General features: G+C 41.4%; 14 protein-coding genes and 1 other RNA gene. 4 read left to right on the plus strand and 11 right to left on the minus strand.

Translation table 11 applies throughout. The features are described 5' to 3' along the window. Nucleotides 1-21: 21 nt before the first annotated feature. The gene (locus EZV76_RS09340) at nucleotides 22-1,206 is read right to left on the minus strand and encodes a hypothetical protein (RefSeq protein ID WP_136566273.1); all 1,185 of its coding nucleotides are present in this window, start codon (nucleotides 1,204-1,206) and stop codon (nucleotides 22-24) included. Between the two features lie 248 nt (nucleotides 1,207-1,454). On the opposite strand from EZV76_RS09340, the gene glyA reads away from it, so the two are divergent. Then, on the plus strand, nucleotides 1,455-2,729 hold the full coding sequence (glyA, locus tag EZV76_RS09345) for a serine hydroxymethyltransferase (protein ID WP_136566274.1): 1,275 nt from the start codon (nucleotides 1,455-1,457) through the stop codon (nucleotides 2,727-2,729). A gap of 42 nt (nucleotides 2,730-2,771) precedes the next feature. Here the strand turns inward: glyA and EZV76_RS09350 are convergent, their stop codons facing one another. The 9 genes from EZV76_RS09350 to EZV76_RS09390 form a co-directional block, all read right to left on the minus strand. Continuing rightward, a complete protein-coding gene (locus EZV76_RS09350) occupies nucleotides 2,772-3,428 on the minus strand; it encodes a hypothetical protein (protein ID WP_136566275.1) in 657 nt (218 codons plus the stop codon). Between the two features lie 175 nt (nucleotides 3,429-3,603). Next, nucleotides 3,604-4,275 carry a response regulator gene (locus tag EZV76_RS09355; RefSeq protein WP_136566276.1) on the minus strand — a complete coding sequence of 224 codons (672 nt, stop codon included), beginning with the start codon at nucleotides 4,273-4,275 and terminating at the stop codon, nucleotides 3,604-3,606. Nucleotides 4,276-4,299: 24 nt separating this feature from the next. Continuing rightward, nucleotides 4,300-6,399: a tetratricopeptide repeat-containing sensor histidine kinase gene (locus EZV76_RS09360; RefSeq protein ID WP_161594398.1), complete on the minus strand. Its 2,100-nt coding sequence runs from the start codon at nucleotides 6,397-6,399 to the stop codon at nucleotides 4,300-4,302. A gap of 98 nt (nucleotides 6,400-6,497) precedes the next feature. Continuing rightward, on the minus strand, nucleotides 6,498-6,704 hold the full coding sequence (locus tag EZV76_RS09365) for a hypothetical protein (RefSeq protein ID WP_136566278.1): 207 nt from the start codon (nucleotides 6,702-6,704) through the stop codon (nucleotides 6,498-6,500). A gap of 45 nt (nucleotides 6,705-6,749) precedes the next feature. Then, nucleotides 6,750-6,929 (minus strand): hypothetical protein, encoded by a 180-nt coding sequence (locus EZV76_RS09370; protein WP_136566279.1) that lies wholly within the window; start codon nucleotides 6,927-6,929, stop codon nucleotides 6,750-6,752. A 138-nt stretch (nucleotides 6,930-7,067) separates the two neighbouring features. Then, complete coding sequence (locus tag EZV76_RS09375; RefSeq protein ID WP_136566280.1) at nucleotides 7,068-7,799, minus strand: LytR/AlgR family response regulator transcription factor; 732 nt, start codon at nucleotides 7,797-7,799, stop codon at nucleotides 7,068-7,070. A gap of 129 nt (nucleotides 7,800-7,928) precedes the next feature. Next, nucleotides 7,929-9,437, minus strand: coding sequence for a choice-of-anchor Q domain-containing protein (locus tag EZV76_RS09380; RefSeq protein ID WP_136566281.1), 1,509 nt, complete (start codon nucleotides 9,435-9,437; stop codon nucleotides 7,929-7,931). A gap of 32 nt (nucleotides 9,438-9,469) precedes the next feature. Then, the gene (locus EZV76_RS09385) at nucleotides 9,470-9,859 is read right to left on the minus strand and encodes an acyl-CoA thioesterase (RefSeq protein WP_136566282.1); all 390 of its coding nucleotides are present in this window, start codon (nucleotides 9,857-9,859) and stop codon (nucleotides 9,470-9,472) included. Further along, nucleotides 9,859-10,923 (minus strand): glutaminyl-peptide cyclotransferase, encoded by a 1,065-nt coding sequence (locus tag EZV76_RS09390; protein WP_236640899.1) that lies wholly within the window; start codon nucleotides 10,921-10,923, stop codon nucleotides 9,859-9,861. Before EZV76_RS09390 ends, EZV76_RS09385 begins: the two co-directional genes overlap by 1 nt. Before the next feature lie 75 nt (nucleotides 10,924-10,998). Here EZV76_RS09390 and ffs point away from each other — a divergent pair. From ffs to fsa, 3 genes are all read left to right on the plus strand, one after another. Next, an RNA gene (gene ffs, locus EZV76_RS09395) (signal recognition particle sRNA small type) lies at nucleotides 10,999-11,097 on the plus strand. Between the two features lie 24 nt (nucleotides 11,098-11,121). Then, nucleotides 11,122-11,931: an SDR family oxidoreductase gene (locus tag EZV76_RS09400; protein ID WP_136566283.1), complete on the plus strand. Its 810-nt coding sequence runs from the start codon at nucleotides 11,122-11,124 to the stop codon at nucleotides 11,929-11,931. A gap of 37 nt (nucleotides 11,932-11,968) precedes the next feature. Then, entirely contained in the window at nucleotides 11,969-12,625 is a 657-nt protein-coding gene (gene fsa, locus EZV76_RS09405; RefSeq protein ID WP_136566284.1) for a fructose-6-phosphate aldolase, read from the plus strand. Between the two features lie 56 nt (nucleotides 12,626-12,681). Here the strand turns inward: fsa and EZV76_RS09410 are convergent, their stop codons facing one another. Then, the gene (locus tag EZV76_RS09410; protein WP_236640900.1) at nucleotides 12,682-14,070 is read right to left on the minus strand and encodes a transaldolase; all 1,389 of its coding nucleotides are present in this window, start codon (nucleotides 14,068-14,070) and stop codon (nucleotides 12,682-12,684) included. Nucleotides 14,071-14,234 lie beyond the last annotated feature (164 nt).

Raw genomic sequence — 14,234 nt, forward strand, 5'->3', positions numbered from 1 at the left:
CCCGCAAAGCGGGGCTTTTTTTTAATTGAACTGATGTTTGGAGACAATACCTTTTAAACGTGCTTTAAGGTCCTCTCCGGCATCGTATACCATTTGTTCATTGGAAGGGAAAGGTACCTCCCGTGCATTTAAATACACCAAAAGGTCATCTTCCAATGCTCTTTTGTCTCCTTGAAAGTTGGCAAAAATATGTTCAAAAATAAATTGGCTGGATAGGGGATAGGCATTGATTTCCTGCCCATTTCTTAAGTCAGTAAAACTCACCTTTGCGCCAATTTGAGCACTCTTACTTTGCGTAAATTGAAAAAACTTACAGGTAACGGTTCGCATTTTGTCTACCTTTATTTTATTGCCCAAACTATCCTTTACTACATCTCCGTTCCTGTCCAGGAGATATTCCCAGCCATCCTTGATCTGTCTTTCCTTGATGATTTGTGTCTCGTTGACACGCTCCGGGGAAACATTGATTTCCATGAAATCTAGGTTCATGGCATAATCATAGGTCACATCGGATAAGGGATTGGTATGGTATTGCAACCAAAAATTATCGATACCGAAAGCATTGAAGTCCAAAAGCTCTTTTTCCAATCGCTCTGGGATGATTTGTTCGGTTTGATTGGCAATCTCAACTCTAACGAACTCCAAGCCTTTGTTGTACGCTTCATCCATTTTGGCTATTGTGGCTTTATATCCGGGATTTATTTCCTGTAGATACTTAAGGTCATCATATGCAGCTCTGTAATCTGCCTTTGTCCGGGCATCGGACAATAAGTTTAAGGCGTTGTTGTACAGATGCTCCGAAAGATCATCTTTGGTATTTAGAATTTTGGAATCGTAGTTCACAAAACTGAAACGGGCATCCCGTCCCTCATCATAAATAGTTAGAGGCATTAAAGGTCGTATACGTTGCTGTATTTCCTTTAATTGCAAATACTTGTTGTAAATGGCTTCCAGATTTGCAGGGTTACCATCATTTTGAAGAAAGGAAATCTCTGCCTGTTCCCTTTGGGTGTTTTTGGCAAAGGCATCTTCCAAGAGCAGGATGTATTGCTGATTGCCCTTTTTAGTCTTGTTTTCTGCAAGGTTCTTTATGGCTTTGTTCATAGCGGCCACATAATTTCCACTATTCAAGGCCTCTTGGGTTTTTTTGACACCACTGCAGGCGACAATGAAAACCGATATTGAAAGGAGTAAAATTTTTTTCATAGGTTTTGAATTTATGGGTTACAGAATTGTTTTCAACAGCTGTGCCAAAAACCCACAATCTATTAACGAAAAAGGATGAACGGTAGTATAAATCGGATAAAATCCTTTTAAGTAACTCTTTTTCAATGGGTTGTAAAAATCATAAAATTGTTGATTTCTGTTTGATAAAATCAAACACAGAATCGTTTTTTTTGGGATAATTAGGTAAGCAATTCGTAATTTTGACCCTTGTTAAATTTAATCGCCAAATGCAAAGAGACCAGAAGATTTTTGACCTGATAGCACAGGAAAGGGAAAGACAAATTGAGGGAATTGAATTGATTGCCTCCGAAAACTTTACTAGCCCCCAAGTAATGGAAGCCGCAGGGTCGGTACTTACCAACAAATACGCCGAAGGCTATCCTGGAAAGCGTTATTATGGAGGTTGTGAAGTAGTTGATGAAGTAGAGCAATTGGCCATTGATCGTGCAAAAGAACTTTTTGGTGCAGAATATGCCAATGTTCAGCCACACTCGGGATCACAAGCCAATGCCTCGGTATATCATGCTTGTTTGAATCCTGGGGACACAATTTTAGGTTTTGATTTGGCCCACGGAGGACATTTGACCCACGGATCTCCCGTAAATTTTTCTGGAAAACTGTACCGTCCGGTTTTTTATGGCGTAGACGAAGAAACAGGTACTTTGAATTATGACAAAATCAGTGAGGTGGCCGAAAGGGAAAAGCCCAAATTGATCATTGCGGGTGCTTCTGCATACTCACGCGATATGGATTTTGCCAAATTCCGTGAGATTGCGGACAGTGTTGGGGCCATTTTAATGGCAGACATTTCCCACCCAGCAGGATTGATAGCCAAGGGTATCATGAACGATCCCGTTCCTCATTGCCATATTGTTACAACAACAACCCATAAAACCCTAAGAGGGCCAAGAGGGGGTCTTATTTTAATGGGGAAAAATTTTGACAATCCCTTTGGTATTAAACTAAAGAATGGCAACCTAAGAAAAATGTCGGCTTTATTGGATTTGGCCGTTTTTCCAGGCAATCAAGGAGGTCCATTGGAGCATATTATCGCTGCAAAGGCCGTAGCCTTTGGGGAAGCTCTTTCCGATGATTTCCTACACTATATGCTGCAGGTAAAGAAAAATGCGGATGTTATGGCCAAGGCCTTTATGAAACGGGATTACAAAGTAATCTCTGGAGGAACCGACAACCATATGATGCTCATCGACTTAAGGAACAAGAACATTACAGGAAAAGATGCTGAAAAGGTTCTTGAGTTGGCTGCAATCACAGCCAATAAGAACATGGTGCCTTTTGATGACCAATCTCCTTTTATTACTTCTGGTATACGTTTTGGGACCCCGGCAATCACAACAAGGGGACTCAAAGAAGATGATATGGAAACCATTGTGGAATTCATAGACCAAGTGCTCATGAACCCAGAAGATGAGAAAGGAATTGAACAAGTGCGCAAAAAGGTCAATGAGCTTATGAAGTCTCGACCTTTGTTCAATGGTTAATTTCTTGTGGCTTAGTATTTAGTTCCGGTAGATTATTTTGAGCTATTCCAAAAGGAAAAGGTCTTCATGGTTGAGCCTTCTCTCCTCAAGGGAATATACCATTACTTGGTGCTGTTTTTCACTTTCGAAATAGAGTCCCCAGTAATCAAAATATCCGTTGTGGTCCTGCAAAAATTCCTCAGTACGTTGGGATTTGTCCTCAAAAACGGGAACAAAGACTTCATAGGGCATTTGGGTAAGACCCTTGGTAAGGTATACAAAATGCTCACTGATTCTTAGGAGGATATCTCCCAATTGCTCGGCAATACTGTGTTCGTAGAGTCTGGAGATTATGACAGAAGTATCCTTAAAGTGAAATGAGATTTCAGCAATGTCTATGCAATGAATGTTTTTTTCATTCAAATGCTCCAGAGCGGTTTTAAATTCATTCGAAACAACGTGGTTGTCTTCTGAAAATGTCATACCTCCCCAAGTTCCCTTATTAAAATGGTGTAGACTTTCCGTTATGCCAAAATTAAGGTCCAATCCCAAAACCATATCGGTTTTTTTGCTTTCAGTATGATAAGTGCACTGAACTTTGGCTTCTGCAAAAAAGTTTCTTTCCAGAACTTTCAGAAACTCATCCAACCCATATGCGACCTCAAATACCCTTGGGCCATAATGATGGAAATTTAGATTGGTTTTTTTTTGTAATGACATGTGGCTGCTATCTAATTTTTCTTTACCCTTAAAGTTAGGATGAATCTTTTTTTTAAGAGTAAAGGAAACCCATAAAAATTCTATGGGTTTTCTTTAGTTTGTAGGGTTTTTAGGTCATAAACCGGAAAAACTATTTACTATTTCTTACTATTTCGAAAATTAGGGAAAGGATACGTTAAATAAACCCCCTGTTTTTTGCGGCCAGGATCAAGGCCAGATCATTTTCGTTCTCTGTGCCAAAAAGTGTTTTCATGTGTCTTTTTCGGTTCTCTATGGAGGATGGTGACAACCGGATAAATTTCTCCAGATCTTTATTTTTGGTTCCTTTGGAAAGGTGGTATAAAATCTGTCGGTCTTTTTCGTCTATTTCAATGTCGTTGGACATTTTTTTCCGTATGGCAGATAGCGCTTTGGAGGAATAATAAGGTGGATTCAATACAATGGTCTTTACCGCATCTTCCAAGGTTTTTGGATCAATGTCTGTCTTTACTAAATAGCCATCGGGATCAACGGTCTTTAAAATGCTGTTGATCCTGAAATTATCGCTAAAGGAGGACATAAATGCTATTTTGGTGTCTGGCACCAGCTTTCGGGCCAAAATTCCAAGTTCTTCCCCGGTCTGGGGCTGTTCCTCATTGGGGGCATATAGTTGTACGTCTAACAACAGTACATCATACTTAAAGGAATTCACGGAATCCTCGATCAATTTTTTTCCTGCGGCAAACGTGGTGGCAGTATCCACAATAATGATTTCATAGCCTTCGAACTCAATACGCTCCAGGATATATTTATACCCCAACATCGTCATTTCATGATCGTCTATGGCCAATATTCTAAGTGTGCTCATATGTTCTGCTTTACTATGTAAGATTTAGGCATTAATAGTTTCTCTTTGATCTGAATCTCCCTTGCGGGGAACAGTTTCTGTGTATTTACAGGGAATTGTGGCCACTATTGTGGTTCCCTTGCCCTTACTGCTTTCTATATCCAAGGTTCCTTTTAACTTTTTTACCCTTGAGGCAATGTTTCTAAGACCAATTCCCCTTCTATTTCTCTTGGTGTCAAAACCAACTCCGTCATCTGCAATGACAATCTTGAGTTTATTGCCCTGCACATCCAAGGCGACACTGGCTGTTTTGCACTTGGCATGGGTAACGCAGTTTTTAAGCGCTTCTTGGACAATTCGGATGGCATTTATCTTGATGTCACCCAACAGCCCATCCCAGTTTACCTCGTTATCATAGGTAAAAGAGCATACAATGCCAGAGGACTGTTCCAAGTTTTCAAAGAAGCCCTCCAAGGACACAATAAAATTATGAAATTTTTCATAGGCCGCATGGTTGAGTTCGTGCGAAATGGTGCGGATTTCCTCTTCCACATCACGCAATCGTTCAAGGAACTCTGCACGTTTTTCCACGGAATCCCCATCTTCTTTTTCGTTAAGGCCGCTGAGAATTAAACGAATACCCAACATCTCACCCAAAACACCATCATGTAGTTCCTCCGAGATTCGTTTTTGCTCCATTTGCTTTCCTTCCTCGATTTTACCCTGCTGGGAAAGTAAGAGGTTGTAGATTTCCTGGTTGCTTTCGTGCTGCTTTTGCTTGTTCTTTAATTTGTTGTTTCGGATTTGCTGGTTTACAATAACAAGTCCGGCCGTACCTAATCCTATAAAAATCAGAGCAAATGCGGCCCAGAGCTCTTTTTCGCGGGTAAGAACCTCGTTTTCTTGAATGATCTCGTCGGTTTCCATACGAATACGCGCAAACTTGTCCCGCTTGGTGCGCTCCTCTTCTTTTTGGGCCTCATTAAGGTCATAATACTCGTCGGAGTAGGATGCAGCATTGTTGCTATCCAGTTTGGTGAGCAGACGGAGTACTTCTAGAAGACGATCATTATTATAGTTTTCTTTGGCCATATTGCGAGATTCCTTCGCATAGAGGAGTGCGTTTGCCGTATCTCCCTGATCTGCCAAAATTTCGGCATAAAATTGTTTGGCTCTTGGCTGATCAAAAGTATACTCTATACTGTCGTTGATTTTGATGGCTCGTGACAATAATTCTTTTGCCGAGTCCAAGTTCTTTTCATCCTTATAAATGGCATAAGCCTGACTGGAAAGGGACATGGAGTATAGCTCTGGATTTCGGGTGAAAATATCCTTGCTCCTCAACAAATCGCCAAAGGCTATCTTGGCGCGCCGGTAATCTTCTTTCTTTAAAAATTCGTGGGCTATGTTGTTTTGGTTCTGTTCGGTATATTTTATACGATCTGCGCTCTCCATCTGGTTGATGTAGGTGTTGGCCCTTTGAAAATATTCCAAGGATTTGTCGCTGTTGTCCATACCGCTGGCAATGATTCCCAATAGATTATAACAAAAGTACAGCCTTCTCTCATCCTTTAACTCACTAAAATATTTTATGGCACTGGTAACACTTGTTTCGGCTCCCAGATAATCCTTGTAGGAATCTTGAATGCGGCCCATGCTGTACAACATTCTTCCTTTCATTGAGTTTGAAGTGGAATCTATAGGCAGGTTTTCGAAAGTTTTTAATGCATTTTGATAATGGTAGAAGGCACTGTCCAAACTTCCGTGCGATTGAAAAAAATCAGCCATATCCCAATGGGAGTTTCCCAACGCAGTATATTGTTTCTCTTTTTTGGCCAATTCCAAGACTTGCTTGTTGGTCTTTCTAAACTCCAAAGAATCGGGAAGACTCATGTAGGCCAAGGAAATGTTGGAAAGGTGGTTTATGGTTAAAGTATCGTTCTTTAAAGTAGATACGACCTGTTGGGCATTTTGTAAAAATTGTTTGCGTTCCTCCAAGGACAAATGAGCGCTATCACGGGCAAAAGCGATCCATTGCTTAATGGACTCACTTCTCTGGTCAACGGTGCTCCTATTTTTTGGAGTTTTCTGGGAACAGCTCCAAAGAACAAGCCCCATAATGGGAAGTAAATACTTAATTTTCAAGACAAAGTAGGTTTTGTTACAAAAATACCCCATACAAGGTAACAAAAAAGCCCCATACCATGATTGAGGTTGGGGCTATATCGTATGTTGGTTGATCCTTATAGTTTTCGATCATCTGCGCTGGACCTGAACCCGGACAGATGGTATTTTATACTACTTCGGTTTCCATGATCAGGCACCGAAATCGTGCTGTTGCCATTGTCCAACCAAGCAGATTCTATTTTTGTCCCATTGGTCTGGGAACCGTCTTGGTCATGCGTAACAAGAGCACAAAGTATTGTGGCACCTATTAGGAGGCGGAACATTTTTTTCACGACTTAAAACTACGGATTATCAGGGAAATACAAAAATTAGTTACTTCCTCCTCTTGGGTCTGGATCGGATTGTTTTCCATCAGTAGCATTCTCATCTGAGTCAACGCTAAGGTTCTTTACCATGGCTTCAGTATCCTGTACATCGGTTTCCGCTTCACAAGAGAATAATCCAGTGGTCAAAAGGGCAATCGCAGCAATAGAAAGTAATTTTTTCATAATATTAGGTTTATGGTTTAATAAATAGGTTTATACCGCCAAATTATCGACCTAATATGGAGACGCGTAGAATTGTAGTAGGTATTTAGAATCTGTAGGGATTCTGCTAGAATTTTACTTAAATCCGCTAGAATTTGATCAATTTAACTCTCCTACTGCAGTTTTGGAGAGCATTTCCTTAAGGGCATCAATCTTGCCTTTGTAGGTTTTGGAGAAGGGGAGTTCGTCCTGCCCATTTTTAAGGGTGCACATGGACTTGCCATAATTTATACGGGAAACATACCGGCTGTTAAGGATATAGCTCTGATGAATCCGAACAAAGCCCGTAGGTAATACATCCTCAAAGGACTTTAGGGTTTTAAAGGCACTGACCACATTGCCATCCCTCATAAAGAAATCCGTGGCGTTGTTGTCCGATTTTAGATATAGAATGTCCTTGGTGTCCAAGTATCTATAATCATTATAGGACTTAAGACAAATGGTGGATGGGATGTTGTGCTTGGGATGTAATTTGCGAAGCCTCATAATGGTCTTTCTAACATCAAATTCATTATGAGGCAGTATCCAATAGTCGAAAAAGCCACTCTTAATGGCATTGTATGCATACTTTTTGGTAGTGGCATACCCAATAATGATGGGCAAGCTGGGCATGTACTGGTTGAGTTCCGTTACCATTTGAAAATACTCCAAACCATCTTCGGCCAAATTAACGAGTACCACGTCTGGAGTGAACTTTAAAATAATGTCCAATCCTTCCGAAGCACTGGTGGCCACCCCTGCGCAAGTAAAATCTTCATACTCCTGCAGATAGAGCTGCAATTGGAGCTTGGAAGAGGCGCTGGAATCTATTATGGTGTAGGTATAATCCATATGCAAAATGCTGATTGCAAGTTACTAACGTGCCAAATAAACTCATTAAAGTTTTCCCTTAAAAAAACTAGGGGTTTCCCTTGAAAAAGGTTTATTTTCCTACATTTTTCCCAATAAACAGTTAAAAATCTAGTTGTTGGATGAAAATTCGTAGGCGCCAATGTCTGGATTCTGGGTTCTATCCGTTCCTAAAAGATCCATTGGAACAGAAAGAGAAACATTGGTGTCGGCAAGGTCTATGGCTGCAGAGCCCTCATGAATGGTCATTTGGTTTTTAGATGGGTTGACAAAGCTTGGTTCTTGGTTCAACACTATGTTACGGTAAAGGGCCGTATTGTCAAAATTGTAGAGTGGATTTTCTCCAAACTGACCATTGTTATCGTTAAACTGTAGCAAACAGTAGGAAAAGGTAAAGTTAAAATTGGCATTTGGGTCTTGCAGTAAGGCCAGTTCCTTGGATAAACTCCCAGCTATGATGCAATTGGCAAAGTTGGCATTCTGCAAATTGTTGGTGATGTCGCCAGAAAAATTGGAAAGGTACAGTGCGGTCCCGTTCCTGAAGCTATGTGGCCAAAAATTGGCCAAGGTGCAGTGCACAAAATTGTACTTTCCACCCAAGTCAATAGACAAGGATGAAGTTCCTGCGTTGCCCAATACCGTATTTTCCGCATTGATATGGGCTGCTGTGGCCCAAAGATTATATTCTTGACTATTATAGATTTGGGTATTGCGCAAAGTAAGGGTGGGGGAGTCCAAAACAGTATCACCATCGACCCGTAGCCCCACTGTGGCATTTTTTAAGGTTAGGTGTGTTATTATATTGTTGTTGCTGCCTTCCCTAATCCAAACTGTACCCCATTGCCCCGGGGCATCTTCAAAGCTGGGCTCCAGGCGATCGCCCTCAAAGATGACCTCATTTTCAAGTGTTTCTTGATTTTCACTCAATGCACCATTGATGTGGATGGATGCCCCTGCATCTACCAAAATTCCGGAGCGGTTATGAAAGTGAACCCGTGTTCCGGGCTGCATGGTGAGCGTGTTCCCTTCGGGAACGGCAGCATAGCCATAGATTACATAAGGTTTTTCTTGGGTAAAATTGAGCTGGTCAGGTTCTAGGTAGAAACCTTCCACAGTAATGTCATTCCCCGTTTCATCCTGGCCCAAGACCAATCTTTCCTTGGTACCATCCGAATGGGTGGTGGGATATAAAAAAACGGCATCCTTTACCAAAGTGACCAATTCCACTTTTTGGTTTGAAGTACCATTTCCAAATATGAGGCTTTCGGCATACAAAAATTCGTTGGTAGTGGTCGGTGTGATGTCAAAAGTGGTCTCTATGAAGACAAAAAGGCTGTCCTTGGCCAGTAGGGGTACATTGTCGAACTCCTTTCCTGCCATGCCATCCACATTGAGGCGATAACTGCTGCTCTGCCCGGTTTCCAATCCCACATAGGGGATTAAAATGTCATTGTTGGTGGGGTTGTATACCTTTAAGGTATAAGTACTGCTTCCGATGTTGGTAAAAACGGTGTCCAGAAAAACGGTATCCTTGGAAAATGTTAACTGGCCAGTGCTGGGAGTGTAGTCAAAATCCTTTCGGCACGATGCTCCCATCACAACAAGGAAAATCCCTGCCATGGCAGAAACAAGGTTTATGTGCCAACGGTCCACTATAGAAATAGGTTGTTGATGGCCTCGGGAACGCGTTTGGGACGAAACGTCCTCGCATCCAAAAGACACCACTCTGTATGGGCATTAACTAAAAGTTGACCTGTTTTATTGTTTTTGATTTCCACAACACGTACGGACAATGGGCCAGTATTGTTCTTTATATAGGTAGAAACTTGAAGCGTATCTCCCAATACGGCGGATTTTAGGTAGTTGATGTTGTGGTTGCGAACCACCCAGGCCATTTCGTTGCGCATGGCTTGTGGGGCAACCTTTTCCCAGTGCTTCTTGGAAATATCCTGAATCCATTCCACGTAGCGCACATTGTTGACATGGTCAAGGTCATCAAGGTCTTCTGGGGATACATTTAAGACTTCGGTATAGGTCTTCATCAATCTTTTTTAAGGATGTTCACCTCAAAGAGTTTGTCCCAATTTTTTCCGGTCACAAAAAAAGTGCCCCTGTCCTTATGGTAGGCTACTCCATTGAGCACAGAGTTGGTATCGTCCCAGTTAGGACCTTTTTGGATTTTGCTCTTGAGTCCACCAAAGTTGATCACGCCCTCAATGGCCCCTGAGGCAGCATCAATGATCATCATGCTTTCCTTTTGATAGACGTTGGCATAGATTTTCCCGTTCACGTATTCCAGTTCGTTGGCCTTGTTGAAAATGGATTTATTGGTTGCGGTTTCAATATGGCCCACTTCCTCAAGGGATTCAGGGTCTAAAAACCAAATTTTTTCTGTGCCGTCGCTTTTGAAGAGCTTTTTGCCATCATTGCAGAGTCCCCAACCTTCACGGCTCTTGCCGTAGGAGAAGTTTCTAATTTTTTCCAAGTTGGAGGCGTTGTAAACATAACCGAGACCACTTTGCCAAGTGAGTTGGTACAACTTGTCATTGAGAAGGGTAATGCCTTCGCCGAAGACGGTATTGTCCAAATCTATGTTTTGTATCACTTCACCAGTTTCAAAATCCACTTTTCTGACAGTGGAAGCCCCTTTTTTTCCCGTACTTTCATAAAGTGTACCATTGTGGAACTCCAAGCCTTGGGTGTAAGCCTTAGGGTCGTGGGGATAAGTATTCACAATTTCATAGGTGTATATTTCAGGAGCTTTGGCGGCCAACAATCGAAAATCTTCCTTGATTTCTACGGTTTGTCCTTCAATTTCAATTTGGGCCACAAGCGTTTTGTTTCCCAAAGTTTTTGCATTCATGGTAAGTTGGTTGTTTTCCAAAGGAAGTTCTTGCCCATCCATAAAATATTTGACACTGGAGATTTCGACATCTTTTTTGTTTTTAATGGCGACACCTATCTTTTGATGTTGTTGTACATTGTTGTTCTCCAGTTGAATGGAAAAAAGTTTGGAAGGATCGTTTTCTCCTCCACAACCTAGGAAGAACAGTAAAAACCCAAAAATGGAAGCTAATTTGATCATAGTCTTAAATGCATGTTTCATGGCATAAATGCTTACACTTCGAAATTAAGAATGAAATAGGATTGTGGCAAATTTTAAAAGGTCGTATATTTGCACAGGCAAGTCCTACACGACCAGCTCCTGCAGAATCCCCCAGGGCGGGAACGCAGCAAGGGTATGTGGTCGTAGCGGTGCGATGTAGGTAGCTTGCCTTTTTTTGTTCCCTAAACTCAGATGGCCATGGATAGAAAAGTTATTTTGATCACCGGCGGCTCCTCTGGCATAGGCAAGGCCATTGGAACTTTCTTGACCTCCAAAGGCTATAAAGTTTACGGAACCACCCGGAACCCGCACAACCATCCAGATTTTGATGCTTTTGAACTTATCCAATTGGATGTAAAGGATGTGGAGAGCATCCAAAGAGCTGTTTCCGAGGTTGTTTCCAAAGAAGGGCGTTTGGATGTATTGATCAACAATGCCGGAAAAGGTATTACCGGTCCCATTGAGGAAACCCCCCATGAAGAAATATTGGATGTTTTTGATACCAATTTTCACGGACCTGTCCATGTGATGAAAGCGGTATTGCCACAAATGCGCCAGCAGGGTGGGGGAGCTATCATAAATGTGACCTCCATCGCAGGGTATATGGGCTTGCCGTTCCGCGGGTTTTATTCGGCCACCAAAGGTGCTTTGGGCTTGATTACCGAAGCTTTGCGCATGGAGACCAAGGATTTTGGCATTAGCATTACCAATGTGGCCCCCGGGGATTTTGCTACCAATATAGCGGCGGGAAGGTACCATGCTCCGGTTTTGCAAGGTTCTCCGTATGAGGATAAATATGCACAGACCGTAGATTCCATAAACGATGATGTGAACAGTGCCGGAGATCCCATTAAAGTGGCAGAGGCGGTGTACAAGATCATCAACCAAAAACGACCCAAAGTACATAATCCGGTAGGTGCTTTTATGCAAAAGTTTTCTCTGGTCCTTAAGAATATTTTACCGGATAAACTCTACGAAAAACTATTGCTCAACCATTATAAATTGTAGTTTTATACCTCATACTAATCACTTATAAACTAAAGGAATGAAGTTTTTTATTGATACTGCCAATCTTGATCAAATTAAGGAAGCACAACAATTGGGTGTCCTTGACGGGGTTACCACCAATCCATCCTTGATGGCCAAAGAAGGAATCACTGGAAAGAACAATATTTTAAAACATTATGTGGATATCTGCAATATCGTGGATGGCGATGTGTCTGCTGAAGTTGTGGCTACCGAATTTGAGGCCATGGTGAAAGAGGGCGAGGAATTGGCGGAACTACATGAGCAAATTGTGGTAAAGGTGCCTATGATCGAAGATGGTGTAAAGGCATTGAAATATTTTTCAGATAAAGGTATCCGTACTAATTGCACGTTGGTATTCTCACCAGGACAGGCTTTATTGGCCGCCAAAGCTGGAGCTACCTATGTTTCTCCCTTTTTGGGTCGGTTGGATGATATCTCCACCGATGGGTTGAACCTTATTTCTGAAATCAGGTTGATTTTTGACAACTATGGGTTTGAAACCCAAATTTTGGCCGCATCCATCCGTCACACCATGCACGTAATTGATTGTGCAAAGATCGGTGCGGATGTCATGACCGGACCTTTGTCATCCATCACAGGATTGTTGAAACACCCACTTACCGATATTGGACTTGAAAAATTCTTGGCCGATTATCGAAAGGGAAATTCATAAGTAAAGGAGAAAAGAAAATTAAGAATGAGCCTTGGTTAACCAAGGCTTTTTTTTTATTAGAAGGAGGCATACAGATTGCCAAAGGCATTGACAATTACCGTGTCTTTTGTAATAATACATTTATTGAGTCCGTCCACGATCATGGCCATTTGTATTTCCTTAAAATCCTCGCCGTGGAACTGTTTGCTCTTGTCCAAATGAAATTCCTCCATCATGCTTATCCATTGCGGATAGCTGGTCTTTAAGTTGATGCCAATAAAGGTATACTCAGGATGTTTTTTTTCAAGCTGGGCAATGTGTTGTGTAATATTTTTGAAATGCCCTTTCTGGTCAGCGGTCCAAAAATAGAAAACGGTGGTTTTCTTTTTGTTGACCACATCTTTCAAATAAACCACGTTGTTGTCCGAATCCTTAACCTCTATATTTGGCAGGCTATTTTCGGGTTGAAGGCTTTTTATGCCCGCATATAATTGATCGATCTCCTTTTTATGGTCATCGCTTGAAGATAGTGTACGGAACTTTTCTATAAAAGCTTGACTTTCTTCACTGGGATTGTGCTCCTTCAACAGGTAATCCACGGCTATGTTTCTAAAAAGAATGTCTCTAAGCTCATTTTCCTTTACCAAGCTATCCACAAGGTGAAGTTTGTGTTTGTTAAAGTGTAAACGGTCACTTATGGGAAGTTTTCCCGTATGGCAATTTTCCATACAGCTCATGTAGGATACATTGCCCAAATGCCATTTCATAAAATCAAAATAGGGCCTAAAATAGGTAAGGTCCTTATTGTTCAGGTCAATGTGGTTGCGATATTCATAAAATGAAGTACTTAGGTCGTGTATGGTCTCCTCTCCGGTTCTTTTTTTATGGTAAAACGGATATTTCTCCCTATACAGATAACTATTATAGTCAATGGATGCTTTGGCCATGGCCAATTCTTTGCCCGTAAACTGTCCGTGGTCCGTTTCCAATTCTTTTAAATGGGAAATCTTGGTGGCCTTCAAGGAGTCAATTTTTTGGTTGAATGCATCGGGGTCTAGCGAGTAGTAGTCGTAGACCAAAGGTTCTTCATTTTCATAGGCCAGGAACATTTCAATCAAAAAGTTATTGATTTCACTTCCTTTACCGGAAAAGACCAGAGATTCATCAAACTCCAAAGTGTTCAATCGGATGAGAAGACTGTCACCGCCTTGTAGGTACACATATTGAAGTTCTGGAGTATGGTCAAAATGGTACAATCCCTCTTCTATGCCCTCAAGGTTGAAGGAAAAGCGGTTGTTGTCATCCAACTTTACCGAGTCAACATAAGTATCATTATGGTAGAGTACTACAAAGTCACTGGTAGGATTTACAATTTCACCGCCAAAGAACACAGCGGCACAATCCGAGGAATTTTTCCCGCATGCTAGAAAAGACAATAAGGTAAGGCCGAGTAATAATCTAACCATATATTGCGAACCAAACATTTACAGACAAAATTAAGAATCCCCGCAGGTCCACTCTGTTAATGGCGAGTTAAATGTTGTAAAACCCTGTTTTTGTGAGGTTTAAGAAAGTGTGCTTAAATTTAGAAATAAGGGGAGGTTTTAGCTACTTTTGCAAAAAAATAAAT

This window comes from Flagellimonas alvinocaridis (assembly GCF_004916895.1).
Classification (GTDB): Bacteria; Bacteroidota; Bacteroidia; order Flavobacteriales; family Flavobacteriaceae; genus Flagellimonas; species Flagellimonas alvinocaridis.